The organism is Brevibacterium casei CIP 102111, from assembly GCF_900169275.1.
GTDB classification, from domain to species: domain Bacteria; phylum Actinomycetota; class Actinomycetes; order Actinomycetales; family Brevibacteriaceae; genus Brevibacterium; species Brevibacterium casei.
Window position 1 is genome coordinate 257,017 of the sequence record NZ_FXZC01000004.1, and the last position, 16,546, is coordinate 273,562.

Consider the following 16,546-nt stretch of genomic DNA (forward strand, 5'->3'; position numbering starts at 1 on the left):
ACTCGGAGTAACCAAATCGATTTGGCTCACGGTGTGCCACGGCACCGGAGAATCCCGAAGGACATCATGAATCCTCTGCGCACCCTCCATGAAGCTCCGACGCTCCTCGTCCCCGAGCAGGTCCTCATGCCCCACGGCCCGCAGCGCGACTGCGCGGTCCTCGTCGTCGACGGAAGGATCGCGGAGGTCGACTCCCTCGATGCCCTCGCCTCCCGCCCGGCCTGCCTGGGCGCGAACCGCATCGACCTTCCGCGCCGACTCCTCATGCCGGGATTCATCGACGCCCACCATCACCTCTCGCAGGCGTTCGGCAAGTCACTCGTCTTCGGAGAGCCGTCCGAGATCTTCGCCCGAGTCTGGGTCCCCATGGAAGGACACATGGATGCGGAGGCCATCGAGGTCGCCACCAGGCTGGCGGCATGGGAGTCGCTGCGCGGAGGCTTCACCACGGTCGCCGACGCCGGGACGAGGGCCGGGGTCGACGTCGCCAGGATGGCCGAAGCCACGACCGAGGTCGGACTCCGGTGCGTCCTCGGGATCATCGGCAACGACCTCGGCGGCGGGGTGCGCACGGCCTCCGTCGCCGAGGTGAGGGCCGCCGCCGAACACCACCTGAGCAGGTGGGACGATGCCGACCTCGTCCATCCGTCCCTGGCCGTGTCCATTCCCGAGGCCGCCTCGGACGAGGCGCTGGTCGTCCTCGCCGAACTCACCCGCGAGGCGGGTTCGGTCTTCCAGACGCACCTCAACGAGCACCTGGCGGCGGTCGAGCGCTCGCTCATCACGGGCGGCGAACGACCGCTCGAACGACTCGACCGCCTCGGCGTGCTCGGTCCCGAACTCCTCGCCGCCCACGCGACCCTTGTCACTCCCCGGGAGATCCGCCTGCTCGCGGAGTCCGGAGCGGCGATCAGCTACAACCCCGTCGCGAGTTCGTGGAAGGGCAACGCCGTCGCCCCGGCCCTGCTCCTCCACGAACTCGGGGTGCGCATGGGCCTGGGCACGGACGGCACCCGGTCCGACGCGTTCCGCCTCCTCGATGCCGCTGAGACCGCCCAGCGGCTGACGACCGGCGTGGCATCCGGTGACTCCTCGAGCGGCGGTGGGTGGACCTGGTTGGAGAAGGGCCTGCGCGGAGGCGCCGACGCCGTCGGACTCGCCGGCAGAGTCGGCGAGATCGCTCCCGGCGCCCATGCCGACCTCCTCGTCGTCGACCTCGATGTGCCCGAGTTCGTGCCCTCGTGGGACCTTCCGTGGGAACTCGTGCGCCTCGGCAACCGCGACCAGATCGAGTCGGTCATCGTCGCCGGGCGTCTGCGCCTGCACCGAGGGTGGCCCGTCGATTGGGACGGGCACGGTCTGCTTGAGCGTGCCCGGCAGGCGGCCGATCGCGTCGTCGGCGGTTCGCCGATCATCCGCGTGGACCCGCTGTCCACCGAGCATCGGGCGTCCTGGATGAAGGAGCACGGCGCCGAGGTGGCTCAGGCGGAATCCGCTGTCCGCGCAGTCGATCCCTACGAGACTCCGGGGCCTCTGAGCGCCCGCGGTGCCTCAGGGGTCCGCGGATGACGGTCCTCGCATTCTCGATCGTCGCAGCGACGGTCCTCATCTCCGCGTTCGTCCAGGGGTCGACAGGTATGGGGTTCGCGATGATCGTCGCCCCGGTCGTCAGCTTCATCGACCCGACCCTCATCCCGGTCATGCTCCTCGTGCTCATGATCCCGCTCAACGCCTACGTCGCGGCTCGGGAGAGGAGCGCCATCGACTGGCACGGGGTGAAGTGGATCAGTGTCGGACGCTTCGCGGGGACATTCGCAGGACTCTGGATCCTCCTCATCGTCAACCTGCACCAGCTCTCCCTCCTCATCGGCTGGTCGACGCTCATCGCCGCCGTCGCAGCACTGCTCGCACCGAAGTTCTCACCGAATCGCACCGCCCTCGCAGCCGTCGGCCTCATCACGGGGGTGACTGAGACATCGACAGGAGTCGGCGGCCCGCCGTACGCGCTCGCCTACCAGCACAGTCCCGGCCCCGAACTGAGGTCGACCGTGGCCGTGTGCTTCCTCGTCGGTGAGGTGATCTCCCTGCTCGTGCTGGCGCTGAGCGGCCAGGTCGCCGGCCCGACCCTGGTCACGACGGCGATGCTGCTGCCCTTCCTCGTCGTCGGGTCCTTCCTCAGCCGCTACGTCCACCACCGCCTCGATGGTCCGGTGCTCCGTTACACGGTCCTCGGGTTCGCGATCGTCTCGGGTGCCCTCGTCATCATCCAGGCGTGATGCGACAGGCTCGGCTGTCCCCCGCGCCGGCCGTTCCACCGTGCAACCTCAAGTACCCTGAACCCATGCCTGCTCAACCGCGTCCGCATCGCGCGACGATCGCCGATGTCGCCCGCGAGGCCGGAGTCTCGCGGACGACGGTCTCCCATGCCCTCAACGGTCTGGGCAAGGTCAACTCGCAGACGCGTGAGCGGGTCATGGCTGTTGCCGCCGAACTCAACTATCGTCCGAGCGTGCGGGCGCAGGGCCTGCGGAAGGGGAGATCGCAGAGTCTCGCCCTCCTGTCCTCGATGCCGGCGGCGGTCTCAGCGGGCCCCTCGCAACTCGGCTTCTTCACAGAGCTGGCCATGAGCTGCGCCCGCACCGCGCTGCTGCGCGGGTACGTCTTCATGCTCACGCCTCCGGTGAGCGGCACCGACCCTGTCGACCGCCTCGACATCGACGGTGCGGTCCTCCTCGAACCCGCCGTCGACGACCCGATCGCCTCCGCCCTCGAGGCCCGGGGGATCCCCTACGTGACGATCGACGGTCCCGGCGGGGCTGCGCAGGCCAGTGGGGTCGTCGACCTCCGGCATGCGCAGACGGCAGAGCTGCTCGTCGAGCACCTCATCGCGCAGGGGGCTCGCAGGCCCGCCCTCATCGTCGGCACCAGCGAGCGCGGAGCCCAGGTGGCCGCGCGAAACGCGTATCTGGCGGCCGCCGCCGAGTACGGCTTCGCACCCGTCATCGCCGAAGCGGACGAAGAGGAAGGCGAGCCGGCCGGTGCCGATGCGGCTGGGGCCATCCTCAGCGATGCCCCGGATGTCGACGCCCTGTTCGTGCCGATCGACACGTTCGCCTCGGGTGCGGTGCGGGCGGCCGAGGCCGCGGGGCGCTCGGTCGGCGTCGACCTCCTCGTCGCGACACGGTATGACGGCCTGCGGGCGCGGACGAGCACCCCGCCGCTCACCGCGGTCGATCTCGGACTCGACGAGGTCGCGCGAGACGCCGTCGAGCTTCTGCTTGCCGTGCTCGATGGATCGCCCGCCTCTCCGGAGGTCGAGAGGCCCCACCGGCCGGATCCACGACTGATCGTCCGGGCGTCGACCGCGGGACCAGGCGGCCACCTCGGCGAGCGCCCTCAGATCCGGTAGTCCCCTGGCCGCTGTTCGAGCCGGCTCGGATCCTCGATCGGGGTGCGGGACTTCGGGTGCCTGTCTCTGCGTCCGGTGTGGTGGAAGAGGAGATTGAGGAGGACGGAGACGAATGCCGCCATCGCCACACCGCTGCCGAGGAGAGATGCCGCATTCGCGGGCAGGTGTGCGTACATGCCGGGGAGGAGGACGGGGAGCAGGCCAGCGGCGAGGCCGACGGTTGCCGTGATGAGATTGCCGGTCTGGTTGAAGTCGACACGGGCGAGCATCTGAATCCCGAGGACGGCGATGATCGCGAACACGACGACCGCGCTGCCCCCGACGACGGCCGGCGGGATGCCGTTGAGGATGCGGGCGAGCGGGCTGACGCCGATGAGGATGAGCAGGATGCCCGCGAATGCGGTGACGAATCGGCTGCGGACTCCTGATGCGCGCACGATTCCGACGTTCTCCCCACTCGTCACCAGCGCAGGGGTGCCGAAGAGGGCTCCGGCCACGGTGATGAGGCCATCGGCCCGGATGAGGCGGGGAACGTCTCGGGTGGGTTCGACCTTCTTCCCGACGATCTCCCCGTTGATGATCGTCTGGCCGGTGGCTTCGGCCATCGAGGCCAGTGCCCAGAGGAGCATGGGGATCGCTGCGGCCAGATCGAAGGTCGGTGCCCCGAGCGGCAGGAGCGTCGGGGTCGCGAACAGAGGACCGTCGAGCTGTTCGGTGAAGGTGGTCTTTCCCATGACGGCCGCGAGCACTGTCCCTCCGACGAGGCCAATGGCGATGGAGAGCTTGCCGAGCATGCCGCGCAGGAATCTGAAGGAGAGCACGGTGATGACGATCGTGACGCAGCCGAGAAGGAGGTTCTGTGGGTCTCCGTACGAGTAGGTTCCCGGTTCTCCGACGATGAGCTTGCCGGTGACCTGGATGAGGTTGATTCCGATGACGACGACCATGACGCCGATGACCAGTGGAGGAAAGAACTTGAGGAGTCTGACGAACAGCGTCACGGCGACGATGTAGAAGACGCCTGTGATGAGCACGGCTCCGACCGCCGTGGAGAGGTCGGTGCCTTGGCCGATCGAGATGAAGAGGATCGTCGCCGCACCGCCGGGAACCATGACGAAGGGCAGTCGCACCCCGATCCTCCACACGCCCACCGATTGGAGGATCGAACCGAGCCCGGAGAAGACGAACACCGCCGAGAGGACCGCCGACGTCGTCTGCGGCGACAGCGACAGTGCGTTGGCGATGAGGAAGACGGCTGAGATCGGCGTCGCCACCATGACGAGCACGTGCTGGATCGCAAACGGGATGAGCGTGTGCACCGGTCGCAATCGGTCGACAGGGTGGATGCGCGAGGGGTCGGATGCCGCATGGTCGGTGTTCGTGTCAGCTGCCATCGCTGGGGTCTCTCCTTCGCCAGGGACCTCGTCGCTGAGGCCCATCGACCGCGGCCGAGGCCGCAGGCGCGTGAGTAGGGATTCACTAGAGCCAAATCGATTTGTTCAATCGTGGCGGGAGTCACACTCGACTGTCAAGGGCGGATTCGGATACTGGGATGCCGGGTCGGCCGCCGGCGTGGGATGGGAGGGTCGTGCGCGGACTTGGGGGTCGTGCGGGGACTTAGGGGTCGTGGGGACGCGCGGGAACCATGTCGCGGCGAGGGGACCGGCCGAGGCTGGTGCGCTCGCCTCGGAGCGGTCCCCTCGGGATGGTTCCGTCGACCCGAGGGGGCTGCGCGGGCGACTCAGTCCGCGGTCTGGGCGCTCTTCATCGCATCGTAGGCGGCCAGCGCCGCCTGCCGTGACTCGCCGAGGTCGACGATCGGATCGCCCTCACCCACCGGACCGTCGAGACGGGGTCCGGACTCCTTGAGCCACCGTGTGACATAGACGCGCTCAGGATCGAAGCGGGCGCGCTGCCGCTCGGGATTGAAGACGCGGAAGAACGGTGAGGCATCGGCCCCGCAGCCGGCGACCCACTGCCACGACACCGGGTTGTTCGCCTCATCGGCGTCGACGAGCGTGTCCCAGAACCACTGCTCCCCGGACTGCCATGGCAGCAGCAGGTTCTTCATGAGCAGGCTGGCGGTGACCATGCGCACGCGGTTGTGCATCCAGCCGGTCTGCCACAGCTGCCGCATTCCCGCATCGACGAGGGCGATGCCGGTCCTGCCCTGCTGCCAGGCCGCGAGCGCCTCGGGGTCGTCCTCGTAGGGGAATTCGGCGAACTCGGGTCTCATCGGACGCCAGTCCAGGTCGGGCACGTGGAAGGTGAGGTGCCACGCGAACTCGCGCCAGTAGAGCTGCCGCACCCACGCCTCGCGATCGCTGGCACCGACATCGGTGAGAGCGGTGACGGCGGCGAGGAGCTGCCGCGGGGAGACCTCGCCGAACCGCAGTCGCGGCGAGAGCCTCGACGTGCCGTCCCGGTCTGCGGGGATGTCGCGGTCCTCGGCGTAGCCGTCGACCCGGGCGCCGAGGTCGTCGACCTCCTCCTCGGCGGCAGTGCATCCGGGCGTCCAGTGCCCGGCGATCGTGTCCTCCCACCACGGGAACGGTGAGGTGCGCGAACCCTCGGTGCCGCTGTCCCCACCGGCGGGGCCCGCGGGTGAGAGGAGTGCGAGGTCGTCGATCGTGGCGACGAGATGCGAGTCGGACTCACGGACCTGCTCGATCCGGGCGGCGGTGTCGGAATCGAGTGTCTGCGCCGGCGGTACCGGCAGCGGCGAGCCGACCGGAACCTCGCGGGCGGCGTTCCAGAACGGGGTGAAGACCTTGTAGTACGCGCTCGCCGAGGATGGTTCGACCTGCCACGGTTCGACGAGGAGGGCGCCGGGTGAGGCTTCGACGGCGATGCCGTTCTCGCCGAGTGCGTCGGTGACGACCTCGTCGAGAGCACGTGAGGCCGGTGCGTAGCGGCGCGACCAGCGGACCGTGTCCGCTCCGAGGTCGGCTGCGACCGCGGGGATGATCTCGGCCGCGGGTCCGGCCGCGACGAGAAGGGGGATGCCGAGCGAATCGAGTTCCCGCTCGAGGACGGTGAGCGACTCATGCACCCACCACCGGGCGGCTGCGCCGAGCGGTCGGGGGCCCCGGCCTTCCTCGTCGCGGACCTCGCGGACCCAGATCGCGACGACGTCGCCGTCGGCGCGCGCGGCGCTGAGCGCTTCGTGGTCCGATACGCGCAGATCGTCGCGGAACCAGAGCAGGGTGAGGTGGCGCGGATCGGTGAAGGCCATGAAGAGGATTATGACACCGAGACTGCCGATTCGGCGGGCTGTGCGCTCAGAGGAAGGAAGGCTGTGCGCTCAGAGGAAGGCGAAGCTGAGGATGAGGAAGAGCGCGAATGAGACGATCGGGGCGACCACTGCGACCGCGGTTGCGATGATGCCCAGAGTGCGGCCCCGGTCGGACACGGCTGCGACGATGCCGAGGACGAGACCGGTGAGGCCTGCGACCGTGCACAGTGCCTGCACGCTGAAGAGCGTCACCCCGAGGTTCGTGTACCACGCATCGTCGCCGAAGTACGAGCCGGTCGCCGCCTCCGCAGGCCCCGCGGTGACTCCGAGGATCGCCGAGGCGACGAGGGAGATGCCGGCAGCTGCGAGAGCGAGGAGGAGCGCCCACCTCCCGAGTCGAGACGACCCGGGGAGTGCCCGATGCGACGGCGGCGTCGACGGGGCCGGTCTGCACCGGGCGGTGGACCGCCGGGACGGCGTCGGCAGACACGGAGGCTGCACCAGTGGCGCCGCCGTAGACGGTGCCGCCGTAGACGGTTGGGCCTGGGTAGACGGTGCCACCGGGCTGGGCGAGAGTGGCGCGTGCAGGCGGGTCGGTCGGGGCGATGGCCGGTCCCTGTGCCGCGAGCTCGTCATCGGTGGGCTGGGGGAACGCGAAGTTCGGCGAGGTCATGGTCACGACGCTACGCACGCCCGAGCGCGGGTCCCATGCGGCTTCCCCATGCCCCGGGTCGGGAAAACCTCACACTCTCATCGCAGCGACGTGCGGCCGCCTCTCCCACCCGGGGTGCATCCCACCCGGCGGCCTCTCCCACCCGGCGTGCATCCCACTCGGCGGGCAGCACTCCCTGAGGCACCAGTGACCTGCTCCCGCCCGAGTCCCTTCTCAGCCCTTGGTCGCGGCGATGAGGAACCGCATCTGCGTGACCTCGATCGGTCGGCGCTCGGCGGCAAGTCGTTCGAGGGCGCCGATGTGATCGCCGACGACGAAGCCCGGAACATCCCAGGGGACGTAGGCGAGGTACTCGATGACCGCCTCGACGTCGGTGAACCGCATCGTGCCCATCCACCTCCGCGCCGCCTCGACCGTGAGCCCCTGCGCTTCGACCTCGTCGACGCAGCGTTCGAGCTGGACCTCGGGGTTCTCCGGGGTCCCGCCGAACCACCGGCGGAACTCCTCGGCCTCGGTGCTGTCGACCTGCTGGGTGAGGAAGAGGCCGCCAGGGGCGAGGATGCGGGCCACCTCGGCGATGTCATAGCTCTCATGCCGGTTCATGACGACGTCGAACTGCCCGTCCTCCCACGGCATGGGGTCCCCGGATTCGCTGTCGTACTCGGTGACGTCGATCCCGTAGTCCTCGAGCGCCGAGGTGGCCACGGGAACATTGGGTGCCCACCCCTCGCTCGCGTGGATCGCGACATCCGGGACGGAGGCGGCATTGCGGCCGCGGAAGCGCTTGACGATGGAGATGAGGCGCTCGCCGCCGCCGGTGCCCATGTCGAGCACCTCGTCGGCGTCCTCGATCGCGTCGAGGCACATGGTGTCGAAGTCCCAGGGCGGGTCATCGGCGATGAGGCGGCCTTCGAGGGCGGTGAAGTTCCATCCGGTCATCGCTGCGGTCTCGTGGATCCAGGTCCACCGGGAATGGCGTTCGGCCGTGGATTCGGCGCGAGCGCGGCTGCTGTCGGCGAATTCGGGCATCTCGACGCTCCTTCGTCTGGCACGGCGGCCGTTGCTTCGAGCGTAGCCGAGTCCCCGCGGCATGCGAAGCACCGTTCGAGCACGATTCGGACTCGGCGGCTCCGGCGCAGGCGGGCGACGATGTGGCCGGCGACGCGCCGACGACATCGCCGGTTGCGCGCCGACGGATCGCCGACGTGGCGCCTCGGGATCCTCCGGCGACGCGCCGAGAAGATCGACTCAGACGAGGAAGGAGACGACGAGGACGACGATGCTCAGCGCGAGCAGCCCGAGGCAGTTGAGCCAGAAGTCCCGACCGATGTACCGGGCGCGGAGGTGCGACCACGCCGCGGCGAGGAAGTAGACGACGATGCCGACGGTCGCGGCGAGACCGACGCCGGGGATCCAGAAGCCGGCGACGAGTCCGGCCGCCGCGAGGAACTTGACGACGGCGAGCACCCACCACCAGTCCCGGGGCAGCCCGACCCCGTCGAGGCAGGCCGCGATCGCCTTCGGCGGGCGGAACGTCATCACGCCGTCGCCGAAGACGATGAGGGCGAGGGCCGCCACCGGCCACCACGGATCGGGGAGCAGGGTCACGGCAGCCACCTCGGCGAGGGGATCCCCACCGCAGCTACCGCGGTGGGCGCGCTCACGGCGCACCCCGGAACCGGGTGTGGAAGGCGATGATGTGGGCGAGTGCCGCGACGGCGTCGTCGAAGCCCATGTCGCTGGCCGCCCATCGGAAGAGCACACCCATGTACGAGTCGTAGAGCGCCGCCGCCGAGGCCCGCGCATTGGGTTCGCTGATCCCGATCGAGACGAGGTTGTCCCGCAGCGAGGCCTGGAGCGCCTCGGAGAGTCCGGCGAAGACGTCGGGCCTGCCGTGGACGCGGATGAGCGCGGCCGCGTAGTCGCGGGCGAGGTCCTCGTGTGCGGCGAAGAACTCGAGGAACGGGAGGAAGATCCCGAGCAGATGGTCCTGGACCGCCGAGGCGGGCGGCCGTTCCGCGCGAGCGTGCGGAAGCGCGTACGTGCCCGCCTGGAGCTGCGCGATCCACCGGTCGTAGCAGGCGATGAGGAGGGCATCCTTGTCCCCGACGGCCATCACCCGGCCCACGGACACTCCGGCGGACTCCGCGATCGCCCGTACGGTCGTTCCCCGGTACCCGCGGTCGAGGAAGAGTGCGGCCGCGTCCGTGAGGATGCGTTCCTCGGTCCGCTGTCGCTGAGCGGAGCGCAGATTTGACTGAACATGTTCAGTGGACATGCATCCACTCTAGGTCTGAGTGTCATCCGGCACAAGGTCGCCGAGGTGTCGAAGAGGTGACGATCGCGCGCACAGGAGGTGCATGCACCCTGTGTTGTCGCGACAGGAAAGTTAATGTACCTTAACTTCATGCCATCGAACGCGTCGGAGACACAGCGGGGGACAGCCTCGGCGAGGAAGCGGGGGACGTCCTCACTCCTCCTGCTCGGGCCGGCCTTCGTCGCGGCCGTCGCCTACGTCGATCCCGGCAATGTCGCGGCCAACCTCACCGCCGGCGCCGAGTACGGGTACCTCCTCGTCTGGGTCCTCGTCGCCGCGAACCTCATCGCCGTCCTCGTCCAGTACCTGTCCTCGAAGCTCGGCCTCGTCTCCGGGCAGTCGCTGTCCGGGATCCTCGGTCGGCGACTCGGGCGCAGGCGTCGGCTCGCCTATTGGGGGCAGGCGGAGATCGTCGCGATCGCCACCGACCTCGCCGAGGTGGTCGGCGGCGCCATCGCGCTCAAGATCCTCTTCGACCTTCCGCTCCTCCTCGGCGGGGTCATCGTCGGCATCGTCTCCCTTGTCCTCCTCTCGATCCAGTCCTCGCGCGGGCAGCGGCCCTTCGAGTTCGTCATCATCGGCTTCCTCGCCATCATCGCGATCGGCTTCCTCGCCGGGCTCGTCGTCGGCGATGTCGACTGGGGGCAGGCCGCGGGCGGGCTGGTGCCACGGCTCGAGGGGACGAACTCGCTCGTCCTCGCCGCCTCGATGCTCGGGGCCACGGTCATGCCGCACGCGATCTACCTCCACTCCGCGCTCTCGGTCGATCGGCACGGCGGACAGCCACGCACGGCGATCCCGCGTCTGCTCCGGGCCAGCCGGTGGGACGTCGTCGCCTCCCTCGTCATCGCCGGATCGGTCAACATAGCGATGCTCCTCCTCGCCGCCGCTGCCCTGCGCGGTGAGGGCGGCACCGACACGATCGAGGGCGCGCACGCGGTCGTCACAGCCAACCTCGGCGAGGTGGTCGGGCTCTTCTTCGGCATCGGACTCCTCGCCTCGGGGCTCGCGTCGTCGGCGGTCGGCTCCTATGCGGGGGCCTCGATCATGCAGGGGCTGCTGCGGGTGGACATTCCCATCGTGTGGCAGCGGGCGGTGACGATGATCCCCGCGCTCATCGTCCTCGCGATCGGCGCCGATCCCACGTGGGCGCTCGTCCTCAGCCAGGTCGTCCTCAGCCTCGGAATCCCCTTCGCCATGGTTCCGCTCGTGAGACTGACGGCGAACCGGTCGATCATGGGTGAGTACGCCAACGGGCGGTGGATCACGACGGCCGCGGTCATCGCCTCGGCGCTCATCATCGCCCTCAATGTCGCGCTCCTCGTGCTGCTCGCCCTCGGCATCGAGTAGGCCGGGCGCCCTGGGGCGATTGTGGCCTCGGCGCCGCGCGAGCCGGTGCGCCGAGACGGATACTTCGCGCCGAGACCGACACTTCTGAGCGTCGGTCTCGGCGTTAAGTGTCCGTCTCGATGAGGCGAGGTGGTTGTCTCGGCGTCAGGTGGCTGTCTCGATGCGAAGTGGCGGTCTCGGCGCTGAGTGGCGGTCTCGACGAGGCGCGCTGGCGGTCTCGACGGGCTCAGCGCCCGCGGAGGTCGACCGGGCGGAGGATAGTCCGCGGGTCGGAGCGCACCCACCACGGCACGGGCTCACTGGCTGCCTTCGCCGCGCGGCGTTCGTCCCGGGTGGCGTAGCGGTAGGTGAACATCCGCGCGCGGATGAGCGCCGGTGCCTCGCCGTCGAAGGGGTCGGGGCCGAGCAGCCTGCGGATGAGGGGGTCGCCGGTGCCGAGGCGTTCGACGAGGGCGAGGAACCACGAGTCCCGATAGTCGCCGAGAGCGGCGAACCACATGAGCCAGTCGAGGCGCAGATGGTAGGGGGCGACGACGGGTCCGCGACGGTCGACGTCTCCGGGTTTGCCCTTGAACACGTACTCTCTCCACCCGTCGGTGCCCGAAGGGTCGAGGGTGCCCTCGATCGCGATCTCGTGGCGGACCTCGGACATCGACCCGAACGCGCCGTAGGCGTTGCCGAGCCCCCACCGGTTGAAGTGCGCGTTCATCAGCTGCTGCGACGAGAAGAGGTTGCGGAAGGCGGGGACATTGAGCACGCACTGCCACACGACGAACGCGACGATGAGGAGGACCCACCACAACGGGGAGGTCAGGGTGTCAGCGGGAGTGCCGGTCGCCTCGGCGAGGGAGGCCTCGTCCACCCGGCGAACGGCGGCGTCGATGCCCCACTCGGGCCACGGACCCCCGACGATCCAGCGGAAGAACGAGTCGCTGATCCCCGCGCACGCGAGGAGGATCGTCGCCCAATTCAACCACGCATAGTTGCCGGTGATGACGAGCGCGAGCTGGGTGATGATGATCGCCGTGGCCGCGAACGAGGCGATCGGCTGGGGGAGGAAGAGCAGCCACGGAGCGATGAGCTGGACGATGTGGCTGCCGAGGGTCTCGCCCTTGTGCCACCACGTCGGCATGAGGTGGGCGGTGCGGCTGAGCGGATTCGGCATCGGCTGGGTCTGATGGTGGTAGTTCATCGCGGTGAGATCGCGCCATGAGCTGTCGCCGCGCATCTTGATCATCCCTGCGCCGAACTCGACGCGGAGGGTGAACCAGCGCAGGAGGAGGATCATGAGCAGCGGCGGGGCGACCGCGTGCGATCCGAGGAAGCCGACGAGGAATCCGGCCTCGAGCAGCAGGCTCTCCCAGCCGAAGCCGTAGAAGCGCTGGCCGATGGACGAGATCGAGAAGTAGAACCACCACATCGTCAGGAACACCGGGATCGGCACCCACGCGGGGCCGGCCTGGGGGAGGCCGACGATGACGGTGACCGCGAGGACCATGCCGAGGGCGCAGACGATCCGCAGGTTCCGGTCGGAGTACGGAGTGCGCGACCACCGGAAGAGACTCGGTGCCTGCTTCGCGGTGGTGAGCGCGAGGAAGCGCGGCGCCGGCAGCAAACCCTTCTCGCCGAGGAGGGCCGGGAACTCGTTCCACGCGTTGAGGAAGGCGATGAGGAAGAGGACGGCGAAGCCGCGTTGGAGGATCTCGCGGGCGATCGTGTAGTCGGGCGCCTCGAGCAGGACGAGCAGTGCGCCGAAGTCCATCGTCTCCTCCTTCCCGCCGAGGCGGTCGCCGTCGCCGCCCGCAGGCTCGGTTGCCGCAGCCGCGACGCCCCTCACTTCCGACTATGGACCGATTCTGTGATGTGGGCAACAGCGGGAACCGCTATCCTCTGGTCTACGGCGCGAACCCGTGTCGAAGCACGTCGGCTTGCCGCGACCTCGGTCGCAGAGCCGCCGGGCTGGTTTCCCCACAGCACCCAGGAGGCATCATGAGCGATCACCCGCAGAAGACGAAGGAGGCCATCCTCGGCCATCCCGCTCCGCGAGACATCGAGTGGAAGCACTTCATCACGATGTGGGAGAACTACGCCGACAAGGTCGAGCAGGAGTCGGGCGATCGTCTCGCGGTGGACATGAACGGCCACCGCGTCGTCTTCCGCCGTCAGCACGACGGACTCGTGAGCATCGAGGACATCGAACGCGCTCGCCACCTCTTCGCCTCCCACGAGAGCACCGAAGGCCAGGGGCACCTCTTCGTCGTGACGATGACGGACGAGGACGCCCGCTTCTACGACTTCGACCTCAGCGCCCACGACGTCGAGGTCGACCAGCACAAGCATGAGAAGAACCCCGACTCGCGCGGGCACCACATGCGCACGGTGGAGAAGAAGACCGGTCGTGACGACAAGAAGGACCTCGACCGGTTCTTCGACGATCTCGTCACCGAGATCGATAAGGAGGCTTCCGGTCGCGACTTCGTCCTCCTCGGGCACGGCACGGGTACGTCGAACGCCGCCGAGGAGTTCGAGAAGTTCCTCGCCCTCCGGCATGAGCCGCTCCACGAGCACGTCATCGCCTCCGGGGTCATCGACCTCAGTGCCGCGGGTCTTCCCGAGATCGAGAAGAAGGCTCAGGAGCTCGCCGGGCGGTGAGTCCCAGGGCGGTTCGGTGAACGCCTCGGGGACTCCGCGGGCGGTGACTCCCAGGTCGGTTCGGTGAACGCAGTGAGAATCCTCTCCGTCCCTGTTCACAACGGCAGTTTTCACAAGTAGCCTGTCAGCATGGCGGCTCGTTCCACGGGGGACGACGCTGACCCGCACACCACTCGAGACATGACGCGGGTGCCGCCGAGGGCAAGTGACATCAAGGAGGAATCATGACAGAGTCCAACTTCGATCCCAACGAGAACGAGGGCCCGGCCGACGGCGGCGCCGCAGGCCAGCCCGGTGTCCACGACGGCGGTGCTGACGGTGGAGCCGAAGGTCCCGCGGACGGCGGTGCTTCGGGTCAGCCCGGTGTCCACGATGGCGGTGCCGACGGCGGTGCGGAAGGTCCCGCGGACGGCGGTGCTTCGGGTCAGCCCGGAGTCCATGACGGTGGCGCCGACGGTGGTGCCGAAGGTCCGGCCGATGGCGGCGCCGGCGGCACCCAGGGCGTCCACGACGGCGGCGCTGACGGCGGTGCCGAAGGTCCCGCCGACGGTGGAGCCTCGGGTGAGCCCGGTGTCCACGACGGTGGTGCCGACGGAGGAGCCGACCGGCTTTGAGCACGTTCTCCCCTGATCTCCGACACCCCGGCGTCGACAACGGCGCCGGGGTGTTGGAATCACGCCTCATCGACATTCCCCGCACGACGTTCGCCGATGACTACTGGGGCAGGCGCGCCCTGCTCAGCCGTGGTGTCAGCGACTTCTCCGACCTGTTCTCGGCCGACGCGGTCGACGAACTCATCTCCGCACGAGGACTGCGGTCCCCGTTCCTTCGGGTCGCCAAGGACGGTGCGACCCTTCCGACCTCGTCGTTCACCTCTCCCGCCGGTGTCGGAGCGACGATCGGCGACCAGCTTGACGACACCCGCCTGTGGCGCCAGTTCCATGACGGGGCGACCCTCGTCCTCCAGGCGCTGCAGCGGACCTGGGAGCCGATCGGGGCCTTCTCCTCGGCGCTGAGCGAGGAGCTCGGCAACCCGGTCCAGGCGAACGCCTACATCACCCCGCCACAGAACCAGGGCTTCGACGACCACTACGACGTCCACGACGTCTTCGTCCTCCAGATCCAGGGGACGAAGCGCTGGGTCATCCACGAACCGGTCTTCGACTCGCCGTTGCGCGACCAGCCGTGGACGGACCGCCGTGAGGCCGTCGGTCGGGCCGCCGCGACAGAGCCGGCGATCGACGCGGTCCTCGAACCCGGCGATGCCCTCTACCTGCCTCGCGGATGGCTCCATGCGGCCACGGCTCAGGGTGAGGTCTCGATCCATCTCACCCTCGGCATCCACAACTGGACCCGCTTCGCGGTGGCCGAACAGCTCGCCCAGGTCGCGCTCGCACACCTCCAGGATGACCCGGCGATGCGCGCGAGCCTGCCGCTGGGGGAGTCCCGCCCCGACGCGGACGTGCTCGAGCGCATCAAGCAGGCGATGATCGCCGCCGTGACCGAGGCCGACCCGACCGCAGGCATCGACCGCACCCGGCGATCGCAGGCCCGCCCCGCACCACTCGGCCCCCTCGCCCAGCACGAGGCGATGAAGTCGCTGAGCGGAGACACCCCCCTTCGGCTTCGGGCAGGACTTGACCCGACGCTCAACGGCGAGCGCCTGCACACGCGCATCGGCTGGTTCGACTTCACCGCCGACGACCTCGCGGCCGTGCGCGCCCTTCTCGACGGCGTCCCACGTTCGGTCGATGAGATCGGACGCCCCCTGGCCGAACGGCTGCTGGCCGCCGGCGCCCTCGTCCCTGCCCTCGTCTGAGCGTGTGAACTCCCGACCGGCCCGGAACCAGCAGCACCGAGGATGAGCAGACGACGATGACGCAGGCCTTCCGCTGTTCGAACGCCGCCCGGGACCGCGGCGACGGGATCGTCGGCACCGCGCCGATGGGCACGTTCTGGGTGCTCATCGAGCATCGCGGCGGCTGGCCGCTCAACGGCTTCGAGGGCCTCGACATCGACTGGCGCGTCCGCTCCGAGGTCTTCTACGCCGCGCAAGCGCTGCGCGCGCGGATCCTCCTCATCCGCCGTCCCGGCCGGCGCACGCGCGGCGGTCCCGGCGTCTGGGGTGTCATGCACCTCGCTGGAGCAGGGCGCCTCCACCAGATGTGGGGGTCGTGGGACGACGACTCCGATCTCCTCGAGATCGTCGGCGCCCTGGAGGCGATCCGGAACCGACCCGCGGAGTCGACTCCGGGTGCGATCCCTGAGGCACCCTTCGCCGAGGCGGTCGACCTCCCCTCCGTCGAACTCGACGAGACGTACGACGCCGGGCTCCTGCCCCCGGTCGTCCTCGTCTGCGCGCACGGTCAGCACGATGTCTGCTGCGCCGTGCGCGGCAGGCCCGTGGCCGCAGTCCTCGCCGAGGAGTGGCCCGACCTCGTGTGGGAGTGCACGCACGTCGGCGGTGACCGGTTCGCCGCGAACATCCTCGTCGTCCCCGACGGCGTCTACTACGGCAACCTCGACGAGAGGTCCGCGGTCGACGTCATCGCCGGCCACCTCGCCGATGAGATCGACGGGTCTCACCTGCGCGGATACACCGACCTCAACTCCCTCGAGCAGGTCGCGGTCGCGGCCGTCCTCGAGCATGCGGGACCGGCCGGACGCTTCGACTACGCGATCGGCGCGACCACCTCGGCAGGTGGGGTGTGGACGGTGAGGGTCGAGGGCACACGGCCTGAGCTGGGATCCTTCGACGTAGTCATCGAGGTGGGTCGCTCGGCCCCGAACTTCCTCACGTGCCGCGGGGTCGAACGGGCGGTGGCCAACGTCTTCACCGTCACCGAGGTGAGGCCCCGGCCGACCCACCGACCGACCGCCTCGGCGGAGGACGATCCGCTACGCTGAGCC

Annotated in this window: 15 protein-coding genes; 8 read left to right on the forward strand and 7 right to left on the reverse strand. The window is 69.3% G+C overall.

What is annotated here, in order from left to right:
* Positions 1-66 precede the first annotated feature (66 nt).
* The 3 genes from BC102111_RS11035 to BC102111_RS11045 all read left to right on the forward strand — a co-directional run bounded on the left by BC102111_RS11035 (position 67) and on the right by BC102111_RS11045 (position 3,409).
* Complete coding sequence (locus BC102111_RS11035; RefSeq protein WP_009377527.1) at positions 67-1,569, forward strand: amidohydrolase family protein; 1,503 nt, start codon at positions 67-69, stop codon at positions 1,567-1,569.
* Entirely contained in the window at positions 1,566-2,276 is a 711-nt protein-coding gene (locus tag BC102111_RS11040) for a sulfite exporter TauE/SafE family protein (protein ID WP_095375163.1), read from the forward strand. Before BC102111_RS11035 ends, BC102111_RS11040 begins: the two co-directional genes overlap by 4 nt.
* A gap of 65 nt (positions 2,277-2,341) precedes the next feature.
* On the forward strand, positions 2,342-3,409 hold the full coding sequence (locus BC102111_RS11045; RefSeq protein WP_095375162.1) for a LacI family DNA-binding transcriptional regulator: 1,068 nt from the start codon (positions 2,342-2,344) through the stop codon (positions 3,407-3,409).
* On the opposite strand, the gene BC102111_RS11050 is transcribed toward BC102111_RS11045, so the two are convergent.
* The 6 genes from BC102111_RS11050 to BC102111_RS11075 all read right to left on the reverse strand — a co-directional run bounded on the left by BC102111_RS11050 (position 3,397) and on the right by BC102111_RS11075 (position 9,595).
* Complete coding sequence (locus tag BC102111_RS11050) at positions 3,397-4,803, reverse strand: uracil-xanthine permease family protein (protein WP_101624342.1); 1,407 nt, start codon at positions 4,801-4,803, stop codon at positions 3,397-3,399. The genes BC102111_RS11045 and BC102111_RS11050 overlap by 13 nt on opposite strands.
* 347 nt (positions 4,804-5,150) lie before the next feature.
* Entirely contained in the window at positions 5,151-6,644 is a 1,494-nt protein-coding gene (locus tag BC102111_RS11055) for a cryptochrome/photolyase family protein (protein WP_101624343.1), read from the reverse strand.
* A 69-nt stretch (positions 6,645-6,713) separates the two neighbouring features.
* Entirely contained in the window at positions 6,714-7,145 is a 432-nt protein-coding gene (locus tag BC102111_RS11060; RefSeq protein ID WP_095375159.1) for a hypothetical protein, read from the reverse strand.
* A 385-nt stretch (positions 7,146-7,530) separates the two neighbouring features.
* Positions 7,531-8,346, reverse strand: coding sequence for a class I SAM-dependent methyltransferase (locus BC102111_RS11065; protein WP_009377521.1), 816 nt, complete (start codon positions 8,344-8,346; stop codon positions 7,531-7,533).
* Positions 8,347-8,565: 219 nt separating this feature from the next.
* The gene (locus tag BC102111_RS11070; RefSeq protein ID WP_101624344.1) at positions 8,566-8,925 is read right to left on the reverse strand and encodes a DoxX family protein; all 360 of its coding nucleotides are present in this window, start codon (positions 8,923-8,925) and stop codon (positions 8,566-8,568) included.
* Positions 8,926-8,977: 52 nt separating this feature from the next.
* Complete coding sequence (locus BC102111_RS11075; protein WP_101624345.1) at positions 8,978-9,595, reverse strand: TetR/AcrR family transcriptional regulator; 618 nt, start codon at positions 9,593-9,595, stop codon at positions 8,978-8,980.
* A gap of 129 nt (positions 9,596-9,724) precedes the next feature.
* Here BC102111_RS11075 and BC102111_RS11080 point away from each other — a divergent pair, with 129 nt between their 5' ends.
* On the forward strand, positions 9,725-10,984 hold the full coding sequence (locus tag BC102111_RS11080) for an Nramp family divalent metal transporter (RefSeq protein WP_227007131.1): 1,260 nt from the start codon (positions 9,725-9,727) through the stop codon (positions 10,982-10,984).
* Between the two features lie 226 nt (positions 10,985-11,210).
* Here the strand turns inward: BC102111_RS11080 and BC102111_RS11085 are convergent, their stop codons facing one another.
* On the reverse strand, positions 11,211-12,746 hold the full coding sequence (locus BC102111_RS11085) for a lipase maturation factor family protein (protein ID WP_101624347.1): 1,536 nt from the start codon (positions 12,744-12,746) through the stop codon (positions 11,211-11,213).
* A 227-nt stretch (positions 12,747-12,973) separates the two neighbouring features.
* Between BC102111_RS11085 and BC102111_RS11090 the strand changes: the two genes are divergently transcribed.
* The 4 genes from BC102111_RS11090 to BC102111_RS11105 all read left to right on the forward strand — a co-directional run bounded on the left by BC102111_RS11090 (position 12,974) and on the right by BC102111_RS11105 (position 16,543).
* Positions 12,974-13,636 carry a hypothetical protein gene (locus BC102111_RS11090; protein WP_009377516.1) on the forward strand — a complete coding sequence of 221 codons (663 nt, stop codon included), beginning with the start codon at positions 12,974-12,976 and terminating at the stop codon, positions 13,634-13,636.
* A 224-nt stretch (positions 13,637-13,860) separates the two neighbouring features.
* On the forward strand, positions 13,861-14,250 hold the full coding sequence (locus tag BC102111_RS11095; protein WP_081590988.1) for a BatC protein: 390 nt from the start codon (positions 13,861-13,863) through the stop codon (positions 14,248-14,250).
* Positions 14,247-15,455, forward strand: coding sequence for a cupin domain-containing protein (locus BC102111_RS11100; protein ID WP_009377514.1), 1,209 nt, complete (start codon positions 14,247-14,249; stop codon positions 15,453-15,455). Before BC102111_RS11095 ends, BC102111_RS11100 begins: the two co-directional genes overlap by 4 nt.
* Before the next feature lie 56 nt (positions 15,456-15,511).
* Entirely contained in the window at positions 15,512-16,543 is a 1,032-nt protein-coding gene (locus BC102111_RS11105) for a sucrase ferredoxin (RefSeq protein ID WP_101624348.1), read from the forward strand.
* The last annotated feature ends 3 nt before the right edge of the window (positions 16,544-16,546 follow it).

Bases quoted from the DNA above. Each gene is read 5' to 3' on its own strand.
- BC102111_RS11065 (WP_009377521.1), bottom strand. From the start codon at position 8,346: ATGCCCGAATTCGCCGACAGCAGCCGCGCTCGCGCCGAATCCACGGCC.
- BC102111_RS11035 (WP_009377527.1), top strand. From the start codon at position 67: ATGAATCCTCTGCGCACCCTCCATGAAGCTCCGACGCTCCTCGTCCCC.
- BC102111_RS11090 (WP_009377516.1), top strand. From the start codon at position 12,974: ATGAGCGATCACCCGCAGAAGACGAAGGAGGCCATCCTCGGCCATCCC.
- BC102111_RS11095 (WP_081590988.1), top strand. From the start codon at position 13,861: ATGACAGAGTCCAACTTCGATCCCAACGAGAACGAGGGCCCGGCCGAC.
- BC102111_RS11045 (WP_095375162.1), top strand. From the start codon at position 2,342: ATGCCTGCTCAACCGCGTCCGCATCGCGCGACGATCGCCGATGTCGCC.
- BC102111_RS11105 (WP_101624348.1), top strand. From the start codon at position 15,512: ATGACGCAGGCCTTCCGCTGTTCGAACGCCGCCCGGGACCGCGGCGAC.
- BC102111_RS11085 (WP_101624347.1), bottom strand. From the start codon at position 12,746: ATGGACTTCGGCGCACTGCTCGTCCTGCTCGAGGCGCCCGACTACACG.
- BC102111_RS11040 (WP_095375163.1), top strand. From the start codon at position 1,566: ATGACGGTCCTCGCATTCTCGATCGTCGCAGCGACGGTCCTCATCTCC.
- BC102111_RS11050 (WP_101624342.1), bottom strand. From the start codon at position 4,803: ATGGCAGCTGACACGAACACCGACCATGCGGCATCCGACCCCTCGCGC.
- BC102111_RS11055 (WP_101624343.1), bottom strand. From the start codon at position 6,644: ATGGCCTTCACCGATCCGCGCCACCTCACCCTGCTCTGGTTCCGCGAC.
- BC102111_RS11080 (WP_227007131.1), top strand. From the start codon at position 9,725: ATGCCATCGAACGCGTCGGAGACACAGCGGGGGACAGCCTCGGCGAGG.
- BC102111_RS11075 (WP_101624345.1), bottom strand. From the start codon at position 9,595: ATGTCCACTGAACATGTTCAGTCAAATCTGCGCTCCGCTCAGCGACAG.